This window comes from Mucilaginibacter sp. P5_A6 (assembly GCF_056400585.1).
In genome coordinates this window covers 47,946-69,975 of the sequence record NZ_JBFUKZ010000020.1, presented here as the reverse complement: position 1 = coordinate 69,975, position 22,030 = coordinate 47,946, and the positions used below count along the sequence as shown (strand labels likewise).

Sequence of the window (22,030 nt, the reverse complement as noted above, 5' to 3'; positions counted from 1 at the left end):
GTTAATTAATGCGGTAGCTTACGCCTAAGCGCATTAACCGGCTGTGTGCCGAAAAACTCCCTGCTTCACCCTGGTTTGAATTACTTGTGCTAACCAGGCCCGACAAATAATTGGTGAGGCCATATGCGTAACCGGCATTTAAACCAAATTTACCGTATGTTGCAACTACCCCTAAGTGTAAACGTACATCGGTTGGGGATTTTGATCTTTCATAATCAACAGTGTACACCTTGCCGTCGTTATCTTTAACCTTACCCTTATCCCGGGTTTTTAGCATAAAACCAATATCCATCCCCGGTAAAATATCAAGTTTAACCTTTTTTAATTGCAAACGATAACCAATATAAGGATTAAGATTGATAGCCTGATTTTGCAGGTTGGTATGCCCTTTTACGGGGAAGCTTGGATCATTAGAGGTAATATCAAAAATAACGCCGTTGTAGTAAACAATAGGGGTATATTTATCAATATCTACCTGGCTCCTTAATACTTCATACCCTGCCCCTAAGCCACAGATAAAGCCGCCTTTGGTAACAAATTGTCCTTGTAAATTGCCGCCATAGCTAAAGCCGTTTTGTTTTCCGTAGGGATTATTGGTATAGTTCTTCGGATCGCCTGTTGCTGATCCCTGGATAATCTGTGAAGTAGTTGTTGCCGATTTACCCGAAAAGTGAAATAAACCAGAATTAGCCTGTACCGATAATTCAAATTTTTGTGCAAACAATGATGATGAGATAAGTACAAGTCCAGCTAAAACAAGTAAATGTTTCTTCATTTTTTAGTGGTTGAAAAGTTTAGTTTCAGGTTTAAACCGCCTGCGCCAAATTTTATCTGTTGCGATCCCAGTCCATCAAGCGGATATTTTAAAAATGGTTCAATAATCAAACGGTTACGTTTGCCCAGTGCGGTACCTATACCGAAGGATACGTTAAGTGTTTTGGCAAAATAAAAGCCGTTAAAACTTTGCTTGCTTGTTTCTTCGGTTGTTTGTTTGGTTGAGTTTGCGGATAGTGAAGAATTTGGCAGGCCATAACTTGTTGTATATGCTTCGTTGATAAACGTACCCGAACTTAAGCCAGCCGAAATATAAGCATCGCTTTTTTGCGGATTAAACTCATATTTAATGTTTATCGGCACGTCAAGCCCTACTAAATTGGCATTGTAGTTTTTAAACACAGGGAAAGCCGAGGCCGGTACAAGATTGTTATCCTGGCTTGCTATAGCATATGTTAGCGCCCGGGCTGCGTTAGGATTGGGTGGGGTGGTGCTGTTGTACCTTAGTGTATTTTGAGCCAGGGCCACACCTGTTGAAAGTTTAAAGTTTTTACTCAGCTTTATATCAGATGTAAAACCTGCCCCGGCGTTTACCTGGTTACTGCTGCCTTTGGCATAGTTGAAAAAGGTTGCCGCATAAACACCAAATTTTACTTTTTTATCATCACCCGGATCATTAGCTTTTGGAGTCCTGGAATTGTCGGCTGCAAGCATTTTTTCCAGAGCACTGGTTGATGAAGGTTTAACGCGGGGTGGTTGTTGATTTGCATTATTTGATTTCAGCTCCGGAGTTGTATTTACCGCTGGAGTAACCGGAGGTGCAACTGCATATTGCGGATCGTTTGCTGGTATAATTGTTTTGACACTATCCGGCCTTTTTTCGGGCAGAGTTGGGTTAACAGTTTGTTTAATATTTACAGGTTGTTGAGCTATAAGCGCATTATTATTGGTGTTTGAAATGCTATTTGTAATTCCCAAAGGCTGGTTTGCAACGGGAGCAGTTATAGCTGTTGCTTTTTTTGATAAATTGGTATTAGCAGTAGTATTTTGTGTTGCTGCAAGCGCCGTGCTATGAACTATTGGTTTTTTTTGTGATGGATAGTTGTTTTTGACAATGCTGTTTTGGGTTGATATAATCGTATCAACAGGGTTGTTTTTTGTTGCAGGATGAGTAGTTGCTGCTAATTGAGCAAGGGTATCAACCGGCGTTTTCTTTTGTTGCTGGTGTTGTTTTATGGGTTGCACAGCTATTGTATTGGCAGGCTGTTTTTCCATCAACATCCACACACCTATACTTAAAAACAATAATAAACCTGCTGCAGCACCTGCCCACCATAGCCATACCCCAAGGCGTTTCTCCTCTTTCACAGGGAATTTTTCCCTGAGTAGCAGCCAGCCTTCATCAGCCGAGGTGTCTTCATAGTTATCAAACACCTCCCTGATGCGGTCTCTTAAGTCGTTATCCAACTGATCATCCATGGTTTTGTGCTTCTTGCCTTAGTATTTTTCTTAATCGTTCTTTCGCCCGGCTCAAATAAACGCGCGATGAGCTTGCCGGGATAGCTAACATATTTCCAATTTCATCATGATTATAACCATCTATTTCATACATGTTGAATATTGTGAGCTGTATGGCAGGCAACTCATTCATCAACTTTAGTATATCCTGTGCATTCAAATTATCAACCGTACTTACATTGCTGCTAATAGGCGCGGCATTATCCAACTCAATATTTAACTGGAATTTAAGATCCTTGCGGCGTCGATCTATTGCGGTGTTTACTACAATTGTGCGTAACCAGGCTTTAAAGGGCTTATCGGTATTGTAATGATGCATTGCATTAAACACTTTTATAAAAGCATCATTTACAGCCTCTAATGCATCGTCGCGGTTAAGGCTGTAGCGCAAGCTTATACCCATAGCATAGCCATAGAACTGCTTATATAGCATTTCCTGGTATTTAAGGCTGCCTTTTTTGCATTGGCTGATAATTTCTTCTTCAGTAATGCGTATGGGTGGATGCATTAAGTGTGTTTAATTCCGCTTAAATATTGTGTTGGTTTATACGTCTTTACGTAGCAAATAGCATTATTGATACAAAACAAAAAAGATTTTTTTCATTCGTACTAATAGCAGCTTTAATAATTATTGCTAACTATTAAAATTAACTAAAGATTGATAACATTCAAAAAGCCGCCGCTAAAAATACAGCGACGGCAATTTCAGATAAAAACAATAATTAATTTGCAGTTTTTTTAAGGTCGTACCGGCCAATAGTATCCGGATTGCTTGATGAGCTTGAACGGAGCATTTTGAAAGTGGTACCATCATAAACATACTGGTAAACACCCACCAAATGGTTTTTGGTGCGGGGCGCAGATGCTTTAAAAGTACTATCATTAAACTGGATATAATAGCCATCAAAGGCAAATGTTCCGTGGCTGCCTGCATGCTTTACTGTAGTATCGGCTACTACCGCAAAATGGAATGAGGCGTTCATTTTTAATATGATGGAATCTTTCAAAGTATCATATTTACCGGTGGTTGAGTTTTTGGTTAATAACCTAAACTGACCATTAAAAGTTCCGGTTGGGGTAGGGATTACAACAGGATCAGACTTTGGCGAACAAGCCACACCTAACGTTAACAACAGCGGTAGCAGGTAAAATAAATTTCGTTTCATAATATTTTTCATTTAAAGCCATTACGTGTATAGTTATTAAAACGCTACACTAAACACAATGTTTTTACAGCTTTTTTGCTTCGTTCCAAAAAATGTCCATTTCGGCAAGGCTCATATCCTGCAGTTGTTTGCCTTGCTCTTTAGCCTTAAGCTCCAGGTACTGAAAACGTTTAATGAACTTTTTATTGGTTTTCTCCAGCGCGTTCTCTGGGTTTATATTGATAAAGCGTGCATAATTAATGAGTGAAAACAGCAGGTCGCCAAATTCGCCTTCGGCCTTTTCATGGTCGATAGTGGTTTCGTCTTCGGCGTTAAATTCGTTTTTAAACTCCTGCATTTCTTCTTCTACCTTGGCCCAAACCTGGTTTTTCTCTTCCCAGTCGAAACCTACGCCGCGGGCTTTTTCCTGTATGCGCGATGCTTTTACCAATGCAGGTAACGAAGATGGCACACCACCCAGTACAGATTTGTTGCCCTCTTTAAGCTTAATCTGCTCCCAGTTGCGTTTTACATCTTCTTCGCTCTGTACCTCAACATCGCCGTAAATATGCGGGTGGCGATTAATCAGTTTATCGCATACGCCGTTTAATACATCAGTAATGGTAAAGTCACTGGTTTCGGAAGCTATTTTAGAATAAAAAACCAGGTGCAGCATAATATCTCCAAGCTCTTTTTTTATCTCCTGCATATCATCGCCCAAAATAGCATCACTCAGTTCGTAGGTTTCCTCAATGGTGAGGTGCCGCAGGCTTTCAAGGGTTTGCTTTTTGTCCCATGGGCAATTGGCCCTAAGGTCGTCCATAATAATAAGCAGGCGTTGAAATGCGATGGTTGAAGTAGGGGCGGTTTCCGGAGCTTTTAAAGGCATATTTTATAGCGGTGTATGAATAAGCAAATGTATGATAACATCTTTAATGCAAACTTATCACACTATTAATTTAAAGCTAATATTAATTAGCTTTACTTGTAAAATCTAACATCCAAATCCTATGATGAAAAAAATTTACCCGGCTATTGTTTTTTTATTAACGCTTGTTAATTTATGCAATGCACAGCAATTAATGAAAACAACAGAGCAAAACAGCTCATTTGAACAGCCCCAGCCATTTTTGTACACCATTAATACGTTAAATCCTGCGGGCAGAAACTGGAGCGTAAATTATTCTGGCGGGTATGGCGAACACACAGTTACCCCTATAGGGTTTGATGGAGTAGATCAAAATATTTCTGTTAAGGGATATTTGGGCAATAAATTTACTTTTTTGGCAACCTTAGGTACCGGTTTTAGTAACAACGGCGGCGTGCATACTTTGCAACAGGCCGAGTTATTAAGGGATTTTATAGGCGGCAATCAGCCCATGGGGTTTAGAATTGGTGGCGGCTTAGGTTTCAGGCATGAATTTAACAATGATAATGTTGCATTTAGCCGCATAACAGCTGCTTATGATGTTACCTCATGGAAAGTAGGAGCAAATGTACGGTTAGAAAAGGCTTTTGATGCCAGGCGCGACGGGCTTGATATTATTACAAGTATAGGGCTGCACCGCCATATCAGCGGCCAGTTTTATGGCGGTTTGGAGGCGGTAGGGCAGGATTTGGAAGGATTTTGGGAAACCGATGAGGCAGAAGGCGGCGCACGGTTATTGGTGGGGCCGTCTGTAAATTATGCGCCATCAGGGTCGCGCTTTGCCTTTACGCTTTGTGGCGGGCCCATTATATACGCTACCCGAAGCAGCAACGCGCAGGGCCAGTTTGCAGCCTATCGTGAACTGCCTGCTAATAATGGCTTTACCTTAAAATTTAATGTGGGTTTCAGGTTTATGTAAACAGTTAACCGTGCCTAAACGCCGAATTTAACTGCCCTGAGCATTTCCCGCTTTCCGGCTGCGCCCGGGGCTTTTTCTGTTTTTAAACCAAGCGCTTTCAACATTCGTTTAAGGTTGCCGGTTATGGCGTAGGTAACAAATACACCACCTGGTTTTAAAAAGCTTATTACATGGTTAATAGCGGCTTCTTCCCACATTTCGGGTTGGCGTGAAGCGGCAAAGGCGTCAAAATAGACGATGTCAAACTGTTCATCTGCCTTAAAATCCAGGAGTTTAGCTTTGGCGATTTCGAGCCGGCAATAATTGACTGGATTAACTTTGGTAAGTAAGGCTGCCGGATAATACTCCAGGTAAGGTTGCCATAATTGCGGCGAAATATATTCGTCGTATCCGGTTTGGGCCATCATTTCGGGAGTTAAGGGATAGGCCTCTATCCCGGTATAATTAAGCTGGATTGCTTTAGCCATGCACTCATCAGCACTCAATAAAAAGTTTAAACCGGTGCCAAAGCCAACCTCCAGTATGCTTACCTCATTTGTATTATTGTTCTGCAGAAAATAACGCAGCCCGGAGTTAACAAACACATGCCTGCTCTCCTGCAAAGCCCCGTTACGGGAGTGGTAAAGCTCGCCAACCTCTGCATTGTAAATAGTTTTTGAACCATCGGCAGTGGTAACTATACTCAGGTTGCTCATTTAGCCCCTTCTAAATCTTCTCCGGCAGGCGAAGTTTTTAAAGCCGTCCCGTCAACTGGTGCAGAGGGGTGGGTTGGACTTAAATAGTCGGCTATTATCTCGCCCAGGTCATATACAGGTACATTGTTTATTTCCCCTGCTACAATGCTGGTTGCTGCTGCCGACCGGTATCCGGCCGCACAGTGAATTACAATAGGCTTATCAGTTGGTATCTCGCCAATGCGTTCCCTTAATTCGGGTAGGGGAATGTTAATAGCTGTTTTAAAGGCTTTGCCTTCATTTACCTCACCCCGGTTACGTACATCTACATTTGTGTAGTTTTCGGGGTTAGCTTTAAAGTCCTCCAAATACAGATCAGGCAGTTTTTCGGTAGCGTTTTTGGGCGATTGAAGGGTTGCGATGATATTGTTTTCATACCCTATCTTAGCCGCTTTTTTAATTAGCATATTGGTAGTAGCCTCGTCCTCTGCTACCAGGTAAAATTTTTCATCGGGCCGAAGGATGGAACCTAACCAGGTTTCAAATTTATCGCCATCCTGCAGGTTGATGGCCCCTTTGAGGTGACCGGCCCTGAATGCTTTTTTGGGGCGGCTGTCAATAATGGTTATGCCTTCCTGTAGCTGAATATCAGTATCGATCCTGGCGACGCTCTCCACACTTAGTTGAAAATCAGGAGCCCCGTTTTTATTAAGCTCCACGTCGTATTCAAAATACTTTGGCACAAATGGCTGCTCGGTAGTAATGGTTTTAACAAAGGTAAGCTCGTCCATCAGTTGCAATGCATAGTTTTCCAGCAGCTCGCGACCGATGGTGCTCTCAAGATCCGGACTCATATTTTTGCCGCATAATGAACCAGGGCCGTGCGCCGGGTATACTATTACGCCTTTAGGCAGGTTCATCAGCTTATTGCGGGTACTGTGGTACATTTGTTTGGCCAGTTCTTCTTTTTTGGCTGTAATATTGCCTGCATTCTCGCGTAAATCGGGGCGGCCTACATCGCCAACAAACAGGGTATCGCCTGTGAAAACGGCTATTTCCCTGCCCTCCTCATCTTCCAGCAAAATACATATAGAATCGGGCGAATGACCGGGAGTATTAATAGCCTTTAGCTTAACGTCATTAAGCTCGATAACATCGCCATCATCAAAAGTTTCGTGTGGGTATGTAGCGCCGGTTAGCTTGCTGCAATAAATTACGGCGTTGGTAGCTTTATGAATTTCGAGGTGCGAGCTCACAAAATCGGCATGGGGGTGTGTTTCAATAACGCCCACAATGTCCGCATCGTTCCGGGCGGCGAAATCATAATAGGGCTGCGGGTTACGGGCCGGATCAATAACGATCATTTTACCTATACGGATCACGGCGTAAGATGCATGCGCCAACCCTTTATCGTAGAATTGCTGGATAATCATATTCGGAGCAAAGATAGGAGTTTGGGGGAGATGTTGTAAGGTTGAAATGTTTGAAGGTTGTAAAGTTTGGGTGTTCCGTTCCGCAACAGACAGTTGTGAACAAAAAAAATACGAAACACGACGATTTTGTTGTTTAATTTATTGATTTATAGAAAGTTATGTTGTTTTATTTTTTATTTTTGTACGACATGACTTGTCGTACATCGCATTTGGGTTTGTGGTTGGAACACTTTTGCATGGAACGGCGCGCCTTTTTTAACCAGGAATTACAGAAGAAAAATTTAGAAATATATCAGAAAAATCGATAAAAAACTTATTAAGTATATTGTAAATAAATTGGAGTAATAATAATATATTGCATCATTAATTTTAAACTTAAACCCCATGTTACAGAAATTCTATTGCCAGTAAACCGGAAATTAAAAGGCTATTTCTCGTAATGCTTTTATTCTAATTCATGGTTTTAGCAATAACAGGATTTAATTAATTAATGAAAATGTTTCGACTCAGTCAGGACGTGAGTCGGATATTAATAATGTACTAGTAGGTATGTTAAACGTACCACTACCTAAAAAGAATATTATGGAAGCAAGAGAATGGATAACGTTAATTGTACTTGTTGTCACTATTATTTCTTCGCACTGGCTGGCATCCAAACAGACAAGAAAAAATAAACGATCGAAATGGATTGAAGATTTGAGATTAGAAGTAGCTAACGTAATTTCGTTTTCACAACAAGTTGAAAAGAGAGATGTAAAAACACTTTTTGCTTTTTCAAAAAGCGGGTATGTGGTAACAATGCTGTTAGATCAAAATAAAAAAAATCAAGAAGATTTACTTTTAGAAATTCAAAAATTTGGGCTTTTTATGACTAACAAATTTGATATTGATCACATGCAAGAATATAAAGATAGAGTTACTAAAATCACCAATTTGACTAAATTTATAATTCATCAAGAAGAAAAGAAATTATAGAACTAACTTTTTTGAAAGGTGCTACTTCATTGCCTTGATTAATTATGATTAATCAAACTTACGGTGAGGAATTTAATACGATAAGGAATTTAAACGGTTAAAAGAGTAAAAAAGAAACTCCTTTGGTTGCTTTAGGTAGGTGAGTGTTATGCAGTTTTGCCCCAGCAAAACAAAGTATTGTTTATTGGCGAAAGTCATTGTCTTGATGCTGGTCGAGGTGCAAATTCCTCTCGAATGGGCAGATAATTTTTCTTGATGGACAACTAATTAAACTGTTTTTTGTAAAGCACCCAAGTAGGTATTGCAGCTCTGGGTCATGGAATATGTTTTTAGCAAAGAACGCGCCTTCACAAATGCAATGGTTTAAGAGTTTGGTAAACACTAACAGAATCACATAGCCCCCATGTCATCCCTAACGCCCGTCATCCGCCAGGAAATATTGATCTCGTTTTTTCAGCAAAGGCGGGGTGGTGTTACCCTGAAACAAATTGCCAACCATATGGCTGCCAAAATGGGGATTGACGGCGACCAATACCTGGAGCGTAATTTTCAGCGGGATAAAAGCGCGATACTGAAAAATTACAACGTAGAGATTGGCTACATCAAAGCCAGGAACATTTACCGTATTATCAATTCGCCTGCCGGAACCGGGGCACAATCCATAGCAGCTTTTGATTTGCTCAACGACGTTTTGCAGGAGGAGAATTTTGCAGGCTATGTGCTTGTTGATCACCGCAAGGCAATCGGGATGGCTCATTTCAGGTCCTTGTTAAAAGCTATCGAAAACAGGGTACGGGTAAGGTTTGATTACCTGGAGCACGATGGGGTGGAAATAACCAAACGCAAGGTTGAGCCTTATACCCTCAAAGAGTTTAAAGGCCACTGGTACCTGCTGGCCATCGATTTGGGCGACCTGGAGATGAAAACCTTCGGGCTCGACAGGATGGACGCTGTTGACATTACCAGGAAAAAATTTGAACACCTGGAATTGCATGATCCGCAGGCAATGTTTAAAAACTGTTTCGGCATTACATCGCCTTATAAAGGGCAGCAGGTAGAAGAAGTGGTGCTGGAGTTTACACCCCGGCAGTATAATTATGTTAAAAATTATCCGCTGCATGATAGTCAGCACGATTTGGATGAGACAGGGCCGGATGGGCAACGCCTGGTAGCATTAAACATTTGCCTTAATCACGACCTGGAAACGGAAATACTGGGGTATGGCGACCAGGTAAGGGTTGTATCCCCGGAGCATTTTAAAAAACGGATCCATGAGCGGCTGAAAAGGGCGTTGGGGAATTATTAAATAGGAAGCCTTTCGCGATAGGTGCAGAGAAAATGCTTTGGGGATTTTTAATATGCACCTGTTCAATAAGTTAAGCTCTGCCGGAGCATGGTAAAGCCATGCTTAAAGTACAAGATACCGGGGTTTAATTCGCTACCAAATCTGAAGATAAATTGTGGAGATAATAAAGGGCAAGATTTTTTATTGCTCAGCCATGACTTGTTTGGTTTTACACAAACATTCGCTTAAACGCTGGCCACGACTCACCCCGGCTACGCTTCGCTGGCCGACCCTCTCTCCGGCTGTGCCGCAAAGAGGGTGAAGCTCAATTTTTGTTGTATTGCCCCTCTATGCGACGCAGTCGGAGAGAGGGGCAGACGTCCGTTAGCTAACGGATCGTCGGGGTGAGTCGGCTCGCAGCCATCTGATATACGTCATTCCCCCTTCAGAATTTCCCGAAATTTTACAACTCAGCCCGACGACCTTGAACCCCTTATTAAAAAAGTGAACAGATGTGTCAATTGACAATCTAAACAAAGCAAAATTGACATTCTCAACAAAGCTTGCAGCATTGCTAAAACATAACTTTGTTCTTAATAAACATTAATAATCCATCTCATTGTTGACGGCGTTCTTTTATCAATGAGTATAAAACTATTAACAGGCAATTTACTAACTTAAACAGATTTTGTAAGGCACATCAATTATCAACACTAATGGCGAAACAAAACTTCAGCAGATTTACAGACCTTGTGTGGACGGTTACAGAGGAAGGCATCTTTAAAGATGATCTTAGTTTTGAATTCCACTCCTTCGTTTTGATCATTTCCGGGGAAATGAAAGTAATACAGGCAGAGCGGACTTATACATTCGGTGCCGAGAGCATGTTACTTTTTCCAAGAAACCAGATTTCAACTGTAATCAAACAGCCAAAAGATGGCAAGCCTTACCAGGCTGTCGTATTTGGCCTTACGCTTGATAGGCTGAAATCATTTTATGCGAATGAAAAACCAAAATTGACAGCTCCACCCGATAATGCGGTTAGGATATTGAACAAACAGCCACTACTGGAAAGCTTTTTTTCTTCGGTAATGCCATATCTTGATCTTGAGCACAAACTTCCCGAAAGCGTAGCAAAACTCAAACTGGAAGAGGCGATTCATATCCTTAGATATGTTGAGCCAGATATTGACAGTGTGCTGGCCGATTTCTCTGAGCCCGGGAAGATAAACCTGGTTGATTTCATGGAAAAGCACTACAAATTCAACATGCCTCTTGATAAATTTGCCTATCTCACAGGTCGTAGCCTTTCAACCTTTATCCGGGATTTTAAGAAGGCTTTCAAGATCACTCCCCAACGTTGGCTAATAAAGAAGCGTTTGGAATTAGCTCATTTTCAGCTTGCTAAAAAAGACAAGAAAGCGGGAGAGGTGTACTTAGAAACCGGATTCGAAAACCTTTCGCATTTTTCTTTCGCCTTCAAGAAGCATTTTGGGTATTCGCCATCTGAAACCGTAGGTAAGCTTGTATAGAATTGGCATAAACTGCTCTTATTGGCATGAAGGCACTAAAAGCAAAGCTGTCGCTATGATATTCTCCTGGTTAAAAGAAGTTATTATAGCGGCGCTCCTACCACTTTGCTACCGACCTGCAAATGCTAAAAATACTATTTATTTGTTTTTAAATACGTGGTTATATAGGTTAACTTCCGCACCCTTGGCCATTCCTTTCATCAGTGCGACAATCTCCGGAGAATAATTTCCAAGTAAGTCTAATCTTTTTATTTTCCAATCCACTTTGTATTTATTCATTACAGGTGTAAAAGCCTCCGCGTGTTTTATTAATTCATTCTCGTTGGCATAAGATTCCAGGAAGAGGATATTGAAAGTCTCCGGATCATAATGACATTCATGGATTAAGACGCCGGCTCCTTCATTTGGCACAGCGATTTTCGCTTCTGCCATAAATTGTTCAAGTTTTTCCCAATCATTGGGATTAACAGTGGCGGACATTGTAAGCCGCAGGATAGATTGTTCTGACATATTTCAACTTATTTATGAGGTAAAGGTATACTATGCCTCATTTTTTAGTTTTGTTAGGCTTGTCAATTTTATATTGTTCTAAATGTCAATAACTATATCCGTAAATCATATTCGAACCTTTATGAGGCCGATCGGCTATCATCTTATTATGCTTGCCAAAGGGATGATCTCGTGACACTCCCAGCAAAGTGAAATTGACATTTTAAACAAAACAAGAACGCTTAACTGATTCTAACTTTGGTAAAAAATATAATCATGAAAGCTATAGTATTAAAAGAAGTTGGCGGGTCAGAAAACCTGGTACTTGCAGAGGTTCCTGTACCCTCAATTAAAGATAATGAGGTTTTGGTTGGTGTAAAAGCGATAAGCATTAATCCTGTAGATGCATTTGTCCGCAGAAACCAGGCAGCATTGGATATGATCTATGCCCGAAAAGGCGATGAAGAAAATATCATTCTTGGATGGGACGTTGCCGGTGTTGTGACCGAAGCAGGAAAAGCGGTGACAAAATTCAAGACCGGAGATGAAGTTTTTGGCAACTTTAAGTTCATTGGCCAGGCAAATGCCTATGCAGAATTTGTTGCGGCACCAGAAGACGAAATGGTATTGAAACCAGCCAACGTAAGTTTTGAGGAAGCTGCCGGAGCAACAATGGCAGCTTTAACAGCTTGGGTATCGTTAGTAAATTTTGCGAAAATAAAAAAAGGCGATAAGGTTATTATCCATGGTGCATCTGGCGGGGTTGGGCATTACGCGGTACAATTGGCCAAACATTTCGGCGCATATGTAATCGGTGTTGCATCGGGCGCCAACAGAGATTTTGTTTTGGGCCTGGGAGCTGACGAATTCATCGATTATAAAACGCAGGCAGTTGAGGAGATTATTGATGATGCTGATATTGTGCATGATGCTGTTTGGGTAGAGGGGGAAGTAAGTAGCACTGAAGACACCCATCTGGGCCGTTCATTAAAATCAGTCAGGAACGGAGGTAAGTTATCCAGTATAGTAGTATATCCAGATCAGGAATTCATCGATAAGGCAAAGGCAGAAAGAGATGTAACAGTTGAGAGAGTATATGTGACACCTAATGAAAGCTATCTGCAAGATCTTGAAAATATTGCCCGCTTATTGTCATCAGGTGAAATTAAAACGCATGTGTCGCAAGTGTTACCTTTAGCGGATATGGCAAAAGCTCACGATATTATCCAAACCAAGAATTCGGTTGGGAAAATAATTCTTGTTCCTTAAGAAGCTATCTAAAAATAAAAAAACAGACCGTTATTGCGAGGTACCCACCAGGATAATCCTGGAAAAAATGGGGATGACGCGTAGGGTTTAAACCAAGCAATCGGCTTTGCATGCTGGCAACGACTCACCCCGGCTACTCCGCCAGTCGGCGGATGGCCGACCCTCTTCAACTTTGTTGGAAAGAGGGTTTAAAACATTTTTATTGATTTTTCAACTCCCCTCTATGGCGCGAAGCGGAGAGAGGGGCAGACGAGCGCAGCGATGTCGGGGTGAGTCGACTATGCGCCATGCAAAAACATCCGCCAATAAGGCCAATACGCAAACAGCATAAAGCACAGGAACTTTAATTAATAAAAAATTTAAGGTTAATGAAAACTAATATAAAATCTGCAACGGGTAGGGGGGAGACCGCTTAACGATTAAACCAGTTTATCACAAAATCCAGCTTTGATCTTTTTAAAATATCAAACCAAAAACGATGTATATGCATTGATTTCATAGCAATTAATGCTTTAGTTACATATAATAACTTTTTAAATGCGAAAATATTGTGGAAGAGTTTGGGTTCGTGGTTCGGGGGGCGAGGTTCGGGTTGTGTGGATCGGGGTTCGGGTTGCGTGTGGCGAGGTGAAAGAGCTGATATTTTAGAGCATTAGGTTTTGAGTTAATAATGTGGCATCGAATTTAACTTATCGAAATCCTGGCCTAACCATCCCGCTCGCGGAACGCGCTCCCCGAAACCCGAACCACACAACCGACCCCCACTCCCCGCAACCCGAACCTGGCTCCCCGCAACCCGCCCCCAACAACCCGCAACCCGAACCAAAAAAGCCCGTCAACTATTCATACAATTCCTTATTTTTGCGCGTTATGAGTATTGCTAAAACATATTTGCCTAAAGAAACCGAAGATAAATGGTACAGTTACTGGTTAAAGCACGATTTTTTTAAGTCGGTGCCCGATGAGCGCGAGCCTTATACAATAGTCATTCCGCCGCCAAATGTTACCGGGGTTTTGCATATGGGGCATATGTTGAACAATACCATTCAGGATGTATTGGTACGCCGCGCCCGCATGAAAGGCAAAAACGCCTGCTGGGTGCCGGGAACCGACCATGCCAGTATAGCCACCGAAGCTAAAGTTGTGGCTATGCTTAAAGAGCGCGGCATCAGCAAAACAGACCTTACCCGCCCCGAGTTTTTAACTTATGCCTGGGAGTGGAAAGAAAAATATGGCGGCATCATCCTCGATCAGCTTAAAAAATTAGGTGCATCATGCGATTGGGACCGCACCAAATTCACTATGGACGAGGAGCTATCCGAAGCCGTTATAGATACCTTTATCCATCTATACAAAAAAGGCTGGATTTACCGTGGCGTACGCATGGTGAACTGGGATCCGCAGGGAAAAACCGCGGTATCCGATGAAGAAGTTATCCGTAAAGAAGTTAATCAAAAGCTTTATTATATCAAGTATGAAGTAGTGAGTAGTGAGTTGTCAGTAGTGAGTAGTGAGTTGTCGGGCGTTAATAAAAACGACACCACTCACCGCTCACCACTCACCACTCACTATCTAACCATCGCTACCACCCGTCCCGAAACCATTATGGCTGATGCGGCTATCTGTATCAACCCTAATGATGAGCGGTATTTGCATTTGCATGGTAAAAAGGTATTTATCCCGCTCATCTGCCGCGAGATCCCGGTTATTTTGGATGAGTATGTTACCATGGATTTTGGTACCGGCTGTTTAAAGGTAACGCCGGCTCATGATTTGAACGATTATGAACTTGGCCAAAAGCATAACCTGCCGGTTATTGATATTTTAAATGACGACGGTACCCTGAACAACAAAGCGGAAATATTGATTGGTGAAGACCGTTTTATTGCGCGTAAAAAAATTGTTCTGCTGTTGGATGAAGAAGGCGCCCTGGAAAAGGTGGAGGACTATAAATCGCAGATAGGTTTTTCTGAACGTACGGATGCTGTTATTGAGCCAAAGCTATCTATGCAATGGTTTTGCAAAATGAGCGAAATGGCTAAGCCAGCCCTTGATTATGTGTTAAATGGCGAGGTAAAGCTGATTCCCGAAAAGTTTATAAACACCTATCGCCACTGGATGGAGAATGTTAGGGACTGGAACATTAGCAGGCAGCTATGGTGGGGACAGCAGATACCGGCGTGGTACCTGCCAAACGGCGAATTTGTTATTGCCAAAAATGTTGATGAGGCCTTAGCAGAAGCAAAACTTAAGACTCACAACTCACAACTTACAACTGCCGATTTAACCCAGGACCCCGACGTAGTTGATACCTGGTTCTCGTCATGGTTATGGCCCATATCTGTTTTCGACGGGTTTAAGGACCCCAACAACGCCGATATCAACTATTATTATCCAACAAACGACCTTGTTACAGCCCCCGAGATCCTGTTTTTTTGGGTCGCGAGGATGATTATGGCCGGGCACGAGTTTAGGGGGCAGGCGCCCTTTAAAAACGTTTACCTTACCGGTATAGTGAGGGATAAACTGGGTCGTAAAATGTCGAAATCGTTAGGTAACTCTCCCGATCCGCTGGATTTGATAGAGCAATACGGCGCCGATGGCGTGCGGGTAGGTATGCTGCTTTGCTCGCCTGCCGGCAACGATTTGATGTTTGATGTAAGCTACTGCGAGCAGGGCCGTAATTTTGCCAATAAAATATGGAACGCTTTTAAACTGATAAAAGGATGGGAAGTTGATGCAAGCCTGGCAAACCCCAACCAGATAGCTATTGAATGGTTTGGCAGCAGGTTTAACCAGGCCCTGGGCGAGATTGAAGACAACTTTGCGCAGTACCGTTTATCAGAGGCATTGATGGCCACCTACAAGCTGGTTTGGGACGATTTTTGCGCCTGGTACCTTGAAATGATAAAGCCTGTTTACCTGCAGCCTATTGATAAAGCAACCTATACAGCAACAGTTGGGTATTTTGAAAATATACTAAAGGTTTTACACCCGTTTATGCCTTTCCTTACCGAGGAATTATGGCATGATGAATTATTGGGAGAACGCGGAGAAAAGGATTGTTGTATTGTTGCCCAATTGCCAAGCATTGGGGAAATAAATACTCAGCTGATTAATGAGGTGGAGATTGTTCAGCTTGTTCTTACACAAATCCGTAACATTCGTAACACAAAACAGATCTCGCCTAAAGAGGCGCTTGAGCTGTTTTACAAGTCAAATTCGGGAGTAAATTATCAGCAATACCAAGCCATTATATCCAAACTGGGTAATATAAGCCAGTTTAGCGAGGTTGATGATAAGGTTACAGGAGCAGTTAATTTTATTGCTTCAACCGATGAATTTTTTATTCCCTTAAGCCAAAACCTCGATCCGGTGGCAGAGTGCGCCAGGCTGGGGAAAGAGAAAGAATATCTTTTAGGGTTTCTGAAATCGGTAGATGCAAAGCTTGGTAATGAGCGTTTTATGAATAATGCCAAGCCCGAAGTTATTGAAATTGAACAAAGGAAAAAAGCTGATGCCGAGGCTAAACTGGGTATTATTGAACAAAATTTGATTGATTTGGCTTGTTAATTGTATGGTTAACCACCTGTGAGGGCAATAATGCTTAAAAGGCGACGGTAACGTTTATGCCTTTTAAGTATCCTGCATTAACAGCTTTGTAGTTAATCATGAGTAAAGACGTAAACTTTTTTAACTTTTCAATTTATAAAATTTTATCAAAGGAGCAGTCTTTTCTTGATCAGGCACGTATTCGACTGCTTTTTTACGGTTTTCCGCTTGTATTTATAGCTTTAGGCGCTGTTTTAATAAGCGTTTATTTCGAGCGGCAAATGATGCTGGTCTATACTGTTGCCGCACTAATGGTGTGCATTGCTGTATTATTTAAATTTTTAACTTACCGGCCCAACTGGCGTTTAATTTCGCATTTACTGCTCAGCGCCGGTACTATAGTTAACGCCAGTATTGTTTTTTTAACCGTTCAAAGCGTAAATATAGTTGCTATACAGGTAATCATAATGGTTATTGTGTTTAGCTATTACATGCTTGGCCAAAAGGCGGGGCTGGTTTATTCTTTATTGAATACGGTTCCGGTACTTGCCTTTATGGTTATTGAATTTACCAGGGGTTATGTGATAGGCATAAAGCCCGATAAGATAGATCAATCAACCATTATTATTACGCTGTTTGCCAATTTTATACTGTTGATATTTATTCACAGCCAGTTTTATACAGCCTTTTTAAAAAATATAAAACAACTTAAAGATAGCAGCGACGAACACGAGGCCCTTAACTCCAGGCTTGAAACAGCAATTGAAAAGGCCGAAAAATCAACTCACGTCAAAACCGAATTTCTTGCAACCATGTCGCATGAAATTCGTACGCCGCTTAATGCCGTGATAGGAATGAGCAACTTGTTGCTGATGAGCGATCCGCGGAACGACCAGGTGGAAAACCTGGAAATACTAAAGTTTTCGGCAAATAACCTGCTTACCATTGTTAACGATGTGCTTGATTTTAACAAGATAGAATCGGGTAAGGTTGTTTTTGAAAACACCCGTTTTAACCTGGCCGAGCTGATGAACAATACTTGCGGCGCCCAGATGATAAAGGCTGCAGAAAAAGGGTTGAAGTTTGAAATGGAGGTTGATTGTTTACTAAATGATAAAGTAATTTTTGGCGATCCTACACGCATTGCCCAAATTATTTATAACCTGGTTAGTAATGCAATAAAATTTACCTCAAAAGGGAATGTTTTGGTTAAGGCTACTTGTTTTGAGGATCGGCATAATACCGTTATCGTCAAATTTTTGATAAAAGACACCGGTATCGGTATCGAAGAACATAACCTTAACAGCATATTTGAGCCATTTACGCAGGAATCATTAACCACCACCCGCCAATATGGTGGTACGGGTTTGGGCCTGGCCATTGTAAAAAGATTGCTTGATTTGCAAGGCCTGCACATGGATGTTAAAAGTGAGATAGGGGTAGGTTCCGAGTTTTCGTTTTTGATGGAGTTCCCGGTATCAACAGAACCAGTTGTGAAAAAAGCAATCCCCTCATCAATAAAGATCAACGAAAAAGGCGCTGGGGTATCAAGTATAAGGGTACTTATTGCCGAAGATAACATTGTAAATGTTATGCTGATGAAAAAGCTATTATCAAAATGGCATATTATACCCACCATTGCCGAAAACGGTGTACAGGCTATTGAGATGATGCAATATGGCAATTTTGATATTATACTGATGGATTTGCAAATGCCGGTTATGAATGGTTTCGACGCCACCCTGGAGATCAGGAAAATGGCCGATCCTAAAAAATCAAATATCCCTATTATAGCGCTTACAGCTTCGGCTTTGTTTGATCTTAAGGAAAAAATTTATGAAGCCGGCATGAACGATTATGTATCCAAACCATTTAAGCCCGATGAGCTGCTGGCTAAAATTCAAAGCCTGGTGGCAGTAGCTTCATAGGAAAAAGCGATTTTAAACAGGTTTGCTGTATGCCGGCAACTCTTCTATAAACTTGTATTCTCTTTTCTCCAGGTCGATATTGCAATAGTAGTGCTGCAGGCCGTTACTTACTGCCAGCAGCGATACTTTGTGTACCATGTTATAGCGGGCTACCTGGTCGAAGGTTTTTTGATCAATAGTTACCGATGGGGCCTTGCACTCTACAATTAATATCCGTTTCCCCTCGCTGTTAAACACCACAATATCCGTACGTTTTTGCAGTCCGTTGAGTTTAAGGCCGCCTTCGAGCCTGATAAGCGACCGCGGATAGTTTTTTTGCCTGATGAGGTATTGCACAAAATGCTGCCTCACCCATTCTTCGGGTGTAAGGATGATGGTTTTTTTACGGATCTCGTCAAACAATGACAGCTGACCGTTCTCGTCGCTTATTTTAAATGGGTAGGGAGGAAGGTTAAGCGGAGGTAAATTCAAAAGTCAAAATTAAAAAGTCAAAATTAAAAAGGAATATCTGAAACATCAGCCAGGTTTTGAACTTTAGTTTCAACATTTACCATAAAAGACCGGCTTTGCTGGTTGGAATTTTTAATTTTGAATAAATCATATATCCATACGTCATTGCGAGGTACGAAGCAATCCCCGACTTACAGAGAAGCTTTGCAAATCCGATCTGCATAGTTTGGGATTGCTTCGTACCTCGCAATGACGGTCGGTTTATTTATTTTTGACAGATTCCCAGGTTCAAAAACTATAAAAACATTAATAAATAAAATTTTAATAGCTTCTGAAGGTCATTTTTGACTTTTGAATTTTTACTTTTGACTTAAAAGATGACCGCAGCCGAGATTTTAAAAGATATAAAGAATCGTAAATATAAGCCCCTGTATCTGCTGCATGGCGAAGAGCCTTATTTTATCGACCTGGTGAGTAATCATATCGAGCATCACCTGCTTCCGGATGCCGAGAAAGGCTTTAATCAAACTGTTTTATACGGCAAGGATACCGATATGATGACCGTGCTTAATGCCGCCAAACGCTACCCCATGATGGCCGATTACCAGGTTGTGATGGTAAAGGAAGCCCAGGATATGAAATGGGGTAAGGATGATGACGGCAAAAAAGGTATCGACCCGTTATTGAGCTATCTTGAAAAACCATTGGCAAGCACCATACTGGTTTTTTGCTACAAGTACGGCAAGTTTGATAAACGTAAAAAAACGTATAAAGCCATTGAGAAAAGCGGGCTTATATTTGAGTCGGCCCCTTTATATGATAGTAAGATTCCTGCCTGGATAGAAGGGTTCATAAGCGATAAGGGATATAAAATAAACCAGCAGGCTTCGGCTATGTTAGCCGAGTATTTGGGTAATGATCTTTCAAAAATTTCAAATGAGCTCGAAAAACTGATGCTGAATGTAACTGCCGGGCAGGAGATAAGCCTGAAACTTATTCAGGATAATATCGGCATTAGTAAGGAGTACAATGTATTTGAGCTGCAAACCGCGATAAGCAAAAAAGATGCTTTTAAGGCTAACCAGATTATTAATTATTTTGAGGCTAACCCCAAGGCCAACCCAATTGTATTGGTGCTGGGTAACCTTAATAACTTTTTTAGCAAGGTGCTGGCTTATCATTATGTAAAAGATAAATCGCAGCAAAACGTTGCCCGCGAGTTGGGGGTGAACCCTTATTTTGTAAAGGATTATGAACTGGCCGGTCGTAACTATAGCTATCAGAAAACTATGCAGGTTATCAGCTACCTGCGCGAGTACGATTTGAAAAGTAAAGGGGTTGAATCAAACGCCCCTCACGGCGAACTCATGAAGGAACTGATGTTTAAAATATTGCATTAACAACAGGGCAAACCAGCCCGGGTGATCCCAAAAACAAGTAACATTTTTGTTAGGTGTATCATTTTTATGCTTTTATACGTAGCGCTGTCATTTAACCCAAAAACGCCCTTTACAGCTCAATTTAAAGGTTTTTCTGCCTCTTTCGACTCGGTTATTAACTTATCTGTAAAGAACTCTTTACAATGTAACATAATTTAACCCCTGATTTAATCGTTATGTTCATTAAACGAAAGCAACCTGCAGTGCTTTCCGGTCATGGTAATAAAACATAAATTATTAAATTATGATACTACTTTTCTGCGGATTATCGGGAGCCGGTAAAACAACATTGGCTAAAAATGTTGCTATCGAACTAAACGACCTGGGCATAAGAACGGAGATAATTGATGGCGATGAATATCGCAACGAAATTTGCCGCGACCTGGGGTTTAGTAAAGCCGACAGGTACGAAAACATACGGCGTTTGGGTTTTGTGGCCAGCCGGTTTTCGGCACACGGAATAGTTACTATAGTGAGCGCCATAAATCCTTACGATGAGTTGCGCCGCGAACTGGCCGAAAAGTATGAGCATGTAAACATTGTTCACATTGATTGTCCTGTTAGTAAACTGATTAGCCGGGATACAAAGGGGTTGTACAAAAAAGCCTTTTTGCCAGATGGGCACCCCGATAAGCTAACCAACCTTACCGGCATCAACGCCCAGTTTGATGTACCCCATGATCCGGATTTGTATATAAATACAAGTAAAAGTACCATAGCGCAAAGCACCTCGTCGCTATTGTACTTTATCCTGAATAATCTTCATCCTATTGAAAAGGCTCAGCATAAAATGGCCGGTAAAGTTTAAACTTATCGGTCACATTATTGTTTATGTTATTTGCCCCACTGTAATTTATGCAAAAAAGAACGCTCATTATTGCCGGTATGCACCGCTCTGGCACCTCGCTTATTACCCATTGGCTTTCCAAATGCGGTATGCAGCTGGGTGAAAGACTGGCTTTGCCAAATCATGGAAACGTGGAAGGGCACTTTGAAGATGTAGAGTTTTTAAAAATACATGAAGAGATCCTTGCCAATCATCAGCTCCCAATTTCGGGTTTAACAGATGAACATGTTTCCTTTTCAATTTACGAGCGGGAAAAAGTTAAAAGCATTATTAACGTTAAGCAGCGGTTATATGATCAATGGGGATGGAAAGATCCCCGTACCTGCCTGTTCCTGGATGTTTATAAAGAGTTGCTCCCGGATGCCTGCTATCTTATCATCCTGCGCGACTACCAGTCGGTAATAAGCTCGTTACTGAGGCGCGAGTTCAGGTATGTTGATAATAAATACCTGGCCCGTAAATATTTATCACGACTTGCATGGCTAAAATTCAGGCGAAGCCGGAGACTTGAGGAATTTTGTCATACTTATGCCCAGGAGTTTTTAAAAATCTGGATCACCTACAACCGGGATATACTAAATTGTATTAAAAAATTAAGCCGCGATGCTTTTATAGTGGTTAATTATTCGATGTTAAATAAAGAGGATGCCAACGTTTTTGCGCACCTTAAAAATAACTGGAATTTTTCGTTAAAATATTTCAGGTTTAAGGATGTATTTAAAGAAGGCATGATAGGTAAGGATGTTGATATTGAGCCTTACATTGCCGATAAATCATTAATTGCGACTGCAAAGCAACTCCAGGCGGAGCTTAAGGGGTATATGATTGATTAACCCCTAACCGGCGGGTCGTGCCGTTCGCCAGCTGGTCAGG

Annotated in this window: 19 protein-coding genes; 10 read left to right on the top strand and 9 right to left on the bottom strand. The window is 41.5% G+C overall.

The window, feature by feature from the left end; translation table 11 throughout:
- Position 1: 1 nt before the first annotated feature.
- The 5 genes from AC1DO4_RS19645 to mazG all read right to left on the bottom strand — a co-directional run bounded on the left by AC1DO4_RS19645 (position 2) and on the right by mazG (position 4,326).
- Complete coding sequence (locus tag AC1DO4_RS19645; protein WP_477418898.1) at positions 2–775, bottom strand: hypothetical protein; 774 nt, start codon at positions 773–775, stop codon at positions 2–4.
- The gene (locus AC1DO4_RS19640; RefSeq protein WP_477418896.1) at positions 772–2,253 is read right to left on the bottom strand and encodes a hypothetical protein; all 1,482 of its coding nucleotides are present in this window, start codon (positions 2,251–2,253) and stop codon (positions 772–774) included. Before AC1DO4_RS19640 ends, AC1DO4_RS19645 begins: the two co-directional genes overlap by 4 nt.
- Complete coding sequence (locus AC1DO4_RS19635) at positions 2,246–2,800, bottom strand: RNA polymerase sigma factor (RefSeq protein ID WP_477418894.1); 555 nt, start codon at positions 2,798–2,800, stop codon at positions 2,246–2,248. The genes AC1DO4_RS19640 and AC1DO4_RS19635 overlap by 8 nt, the downstream gene beginning before the upstream one ends.
- A gap of 214 nt (positions 2,801–3,014) precedes the next feature.
- Positions 3,015–3,458 (bottom strand): hypothetical protein, encoded by a 444-nt coding sequence (locus tag AC1DO4_RS19630; protein WP_477418892.1) that lies wholly within the window; start codon positions 3,456–3,458, stop codon positions 3,015–3,017.
- 64 nt (positions 3,459–3,522) lie between these two features.
- The gene (gene mazG / locus AC1DO4_RS19625) at positions 3,523–4,326 is read right to left on the bottom strand and encodes a nucleoside triphosphate pyrophosphohydrolase (protein WP_477418890.1); all 804 of its coding nucleotides are present in this window, start codon (positions 4,324–4,326) and stop codon (positions 3,523–3,525) included.
- 121 nt (positions 4,327–4,447) lie between these two features.
- Between mazG and AC1DO4_RS19620 the strand changes: the two genes are divergently transcribed.
- Positions 4,448–5,284: a hypothetical protein gene (locus AC1DO4_RS19620; RefSeq protein ID WP_477418888.1), complete on the top strand. Its 837-nt coding sequence runs from the start codon at positions 4,448–4,450 to the stop codon at positions 5,282–5,284.
- A gap of 14 nt (positions 5,285–5,298) precedes the next feature.
- On the opposite strand, the gene mnmC2 is transcribed toward AC1DO4_RS19620, so the two are convergent.
- The gene (mnmC2, locus tag AC1DO4_RS19615; protein ID WP_477418886.1) at positions 5,299–5,979 is read right to left on the bottom strand and encodes a tRNA (5-methylaminomethyl-2-thiouridine)(34)-methyltransferase MnmC2; all 681 of its coding nucleotides are present in this window, start codon (positions 5,977–5,979) and stop codon (positions 5,299–5,301) included.
- Positions 5,976–7,391 (bottom strand): rhodanese-like domain-containing protein, encoded by a 1,416-nt coding sequence (locus tag AC1DO4_RS19610; protein ID WP_477418884.1) that lies wholly within the window; start codon positions 7,389–7,391, stop codon positions 5,976–5,978. The genes mnmC2 and AC1DO4_RS19610 overlap by 4 nt, the downstream gene beginning before the upstream one ends.
- 582 nt (positions 7,392–7,973) lie before the next feature.
- Between AC1DO4_RS19610 and AC1DO4_RS19605 the strand changes: the two genes are divergently transcribed.
- From AC1DO4_RS19605 to AC1DO4_RS19595, 3 genes are all read left to right on the top strand, one after another.
- The gene (locus tag AC1DO4_RS19605; RefSeq protein ID WP_477418882.1) at positions 7,974–8,366 is read left to right on the top strand and encodes a hypothetical protein; all 393 of its coding nucleotides are present in this window, start codon (positions 7,974–7,976) and stop codon (positions 8,364–8,366) included.
- Between the two features lie 403 nt (positions 8,367–8,769).
- Entirely contained in the window at positions 8,770–9,672 is a 903-nt protein-coding gene (locus AC1DO4_RS19600; protein ID WP_477418880.1) for a helix-turn-helix transcriptional regulator, read from the top strand.
- A 695-nt stretch (positions 9,673–10,367) separates the two neighbouring features.
- Positions 10,368–11,183, top strand: a complete 816-nt coding sequence (locus tag AC1DO4_RS19595; RefSeq protein WP_477418878.1) for a helix-turn-helix domain-containing protein — start codon at positions 10,368–10,370, stop codon at positions 11,181–11,183.
- A 138-nt stretch (positions 11,184–11,321) separates the two neighbouring features.
- Here the strand turns inward: AC1DO4_RS19595 and AC1DO4_RS19590 are convergent, their stop codons facing one another.
- The gene (locus tag AC1DO4_RS19590; RefSeq protein ID WP_477418876.1) at positions 11,322–11,693 is read right to left on the bottom strand and encodes a hypothetical protein; all 372 of its coding nucleotides are present in this window, start codon (positions 11,691–11,693) and stop codon (positions 11,322–11,324) included.
- A 255-nt stretch (positions 11,694–11,948) separates the two neighbouring features.
- Here AC1DO4_RS19590 and AC1DO4_RS19585 point away from each other — a divergent pair, with 255 nt between their 5' ends.
- The 3 genes from AC1DO4_RS19585 to AC1DO4_RS19575 all read left to right on the top strand — a co-directional run bounded on the left by AC1DO4_RS19585 (position 11,949) and on the right by AC1DO4_RS19575 (position 18,421).
- Entirely contained in the window at positions 11,949–12,941 is a 993-nt protein-coding gene (locus tag AC1DO4_RS19585) for an NADP-dependent oxidoreductase (RefSeq protein ID WP_477418874.1), read from the top strand.
- Positions 12,942–13,811: 870 nt separating this feature from the next.
- Positions 13,812–16,514: a valine--tRNA ligase gene (locus AC1DO4_RS19580; protein WP_477418872.1), complete on the top strand. Its 2,703-nt coding sequence runs from the start codon at positions 13,812–13,814 to the stop codon at positions 16,512–16,514.
- Positions 16,515–16,612: 98 nt separating this feature from the next.
- On the top strand, positions 16,613–18,421 hold the full coding sequence (locus AC1DO4_RS19575) for a response regulator (RefSeq protein ID WP_477418870.1): 1,809 nt from the start codon (positions 16,613–16,615) through the stop codon (positions 18,419–18,421).
- 12 nt (positions 18,422–18,433) lie between these two features.
- On the opposite strand, the gene AC1DO4_RS19570 is transcribed toward AC1DO4_RS19575, so the two are convergent.
- Positions 18,434–18,892, bottom strand: coding sequence for a type I restriction enzyme HsdR N-terminal domain-containing protein (locus AC1DO4_RS19570; protein ID WP_477418868.1), 459 nt, complete (start codon positions 18,890–18,892; stop codon positions 18,434–18,436).
- A gap of 356 nt (positions 18,893–19,248) precedes the next feature.
- On the opposite strand from AC1DO4_RS19570, the gene holA reads away from it, so the two are divergent.
- From holA to AC1DO4_RS19555, 3 genes are all read left to right on the top strand, one after another.
- Positions 19,249–20,271, top strand: coding sequence for a DNA polymerase III subunit delta (gene holA, locus AC1DO4_RS19565; RefSeq protein WP_477418866.1), 1,023 nt, complete (start codon positions 19,249–19,251; stop codon positions 20,269–20,271).
- Positions 20,272–20,554: 283 nt separating this feature from the next.
- Complete coding sequence (cysC, locus tag AC1DO4_RS19560) at positions 20,555–21,118, top strand: adenylyl-sulfate kinase (RefSeq protein WP_477405031.1); 564 nt, start codon at positions 20,555–20,557, stop codon at positions 21,116–21,118.
- Between the two features lie 47 nt (positions 21,119–21,165).
- Positions 21,166–21,990, top strand: coding sequence for a sulfotransferase (locus AC1DO4_RS19555; RefSeq protein ID WP_477418864.1), 825 nt, complete (start codon positions 21,166–21,168; stop codon positions 21,988–21,990).
- The last annotated feature ends 40 nt before the right edge of the window (positions 21,991–22,030 follow it).

Bases quoted from the DNA above. Each gene is read 5' to 3' on its own strand.
- AC1DO4_RS19645 (WP_477418898.1), bottom strand. From the start codon at position 775: ATGAAGAAACATTTACTTGTTTTAGCTGGACTTGTACTTATCTCATCA.
- AC1DO4_RS19640 (WP_477418896.1), bottom strand. From the start codon at position 2,253: ATGGATGATCAGTTGGATAACGACTTAAGAGACCGCATCAGGGAGGTG.
- AC1DO4_RS19635 (WP_477418894.1), bottom strand. From the start codon at position 2,800: ATGCATCCACCCATACGCATTACTGAAGAAGAAATTATCAGCCAATGC.
- AC1DO4_RS19630 (WP_477418892.1), bottom strand. From the start codon at position 3,458: ATGAAACGAAATTTATTTTACCTGCTACCGCTGTTGTTAACGTTAGGT.
- mazG (WP_477418890.1), bottom strand. From the start codon at position 4,326: ATGCCTTTAAAAGCTCCGGAAACCGCCCCTACTTCAACCATCGCATTT.
- AC1DO4_RS19620 (WP_477418888.1), top strand. From the start codon at position 4,448: ATGATGAAAAAAATTTACCCGGCTATTGTTTTTTTATTAACGCTTGTT.
- mnmC2 (WP_477418886.1), bottom strand. From the start codon at position 5,979: ATGAGCAACCTGAGTATAGTTACCACTGCCGATGGTTCAAAAACTATT.
- AC1DO4_RS19610 (WP_477418884.1), bottom strand. From the start codon at position 7,391: ATGATTATCCAGCAATTCTACGATAAAGGGTTGGCGCATGCATCTTAC.
- AC1DO4_RS19605 (WP_477418882.1), top strand. From the start codon at position 7,974: ATGGAAGCAAGAGAATGGATAACGTTAATTGTACTTGTTGTCACTATT.
- AC1DO4_RS19600 (WP_477418880.1), top strand. From the start codon at position 8,770: ATGTCATCCCTAACGCCCGTCATCCGCCAGGAAATATTGATCTCGTTT.
- AC1DO4_RS19595 (WP_477418878.1), top strand. From the start codon at position 10,368: ATGGCGAAACAAAACTTCAGCAGATTTACAGACCTTGTGTGGACGGTT.
- AC1DO4_RS19590 (WP_477418876.1), bottom strand. From the start codon at position 11,693: ATGTCAGAACAATCTATCCTGCGGCTTACAATGTCCGCCACTGTTAAT.
- AC1DO4_RS19585 (WP_477418874.1), top strand. From the start codon at position 11,949: ATGAAAGCTATAGTATTAAAAGAAGTTGGCGGGTCAGAAAACCTGGTA.
- AC1DO4_RS19580 (WP_477418872.1), top strand. From the start codon at position 13,812: ATGAGTATTGCTAAAACATATTTGCCTAAAGAAACCGAAGATAAATGG.
- AC1DO4_RS19575 (WP_477418870.1), top strand. From the start codon at position 16,613: ATGAGTAAAGACGTAAACTTTTTTAACTTTTCAATTTATAAAATTTTA.
- holA (WP_477418866.1), top strand. From the start codon at position 19,249: ATGACCGCAGCCGAGATTTTAAAAGATATAAAGAATCGTAAATATAAG.
- cysC (WP_477405031.1), top strand. From the start codon at position 20,555: ATGATACTACTTTTCTGCGGATTATCGGGAGCCGGTAAAACAACATTG.
- AC1DO4_RS19555 (WP_477418864.1), top strand. From the start codon at position 21,166: ATGCAAAAAAGAACGCTCATTATTGCCGGTATGCACCGCTCTGGCACC.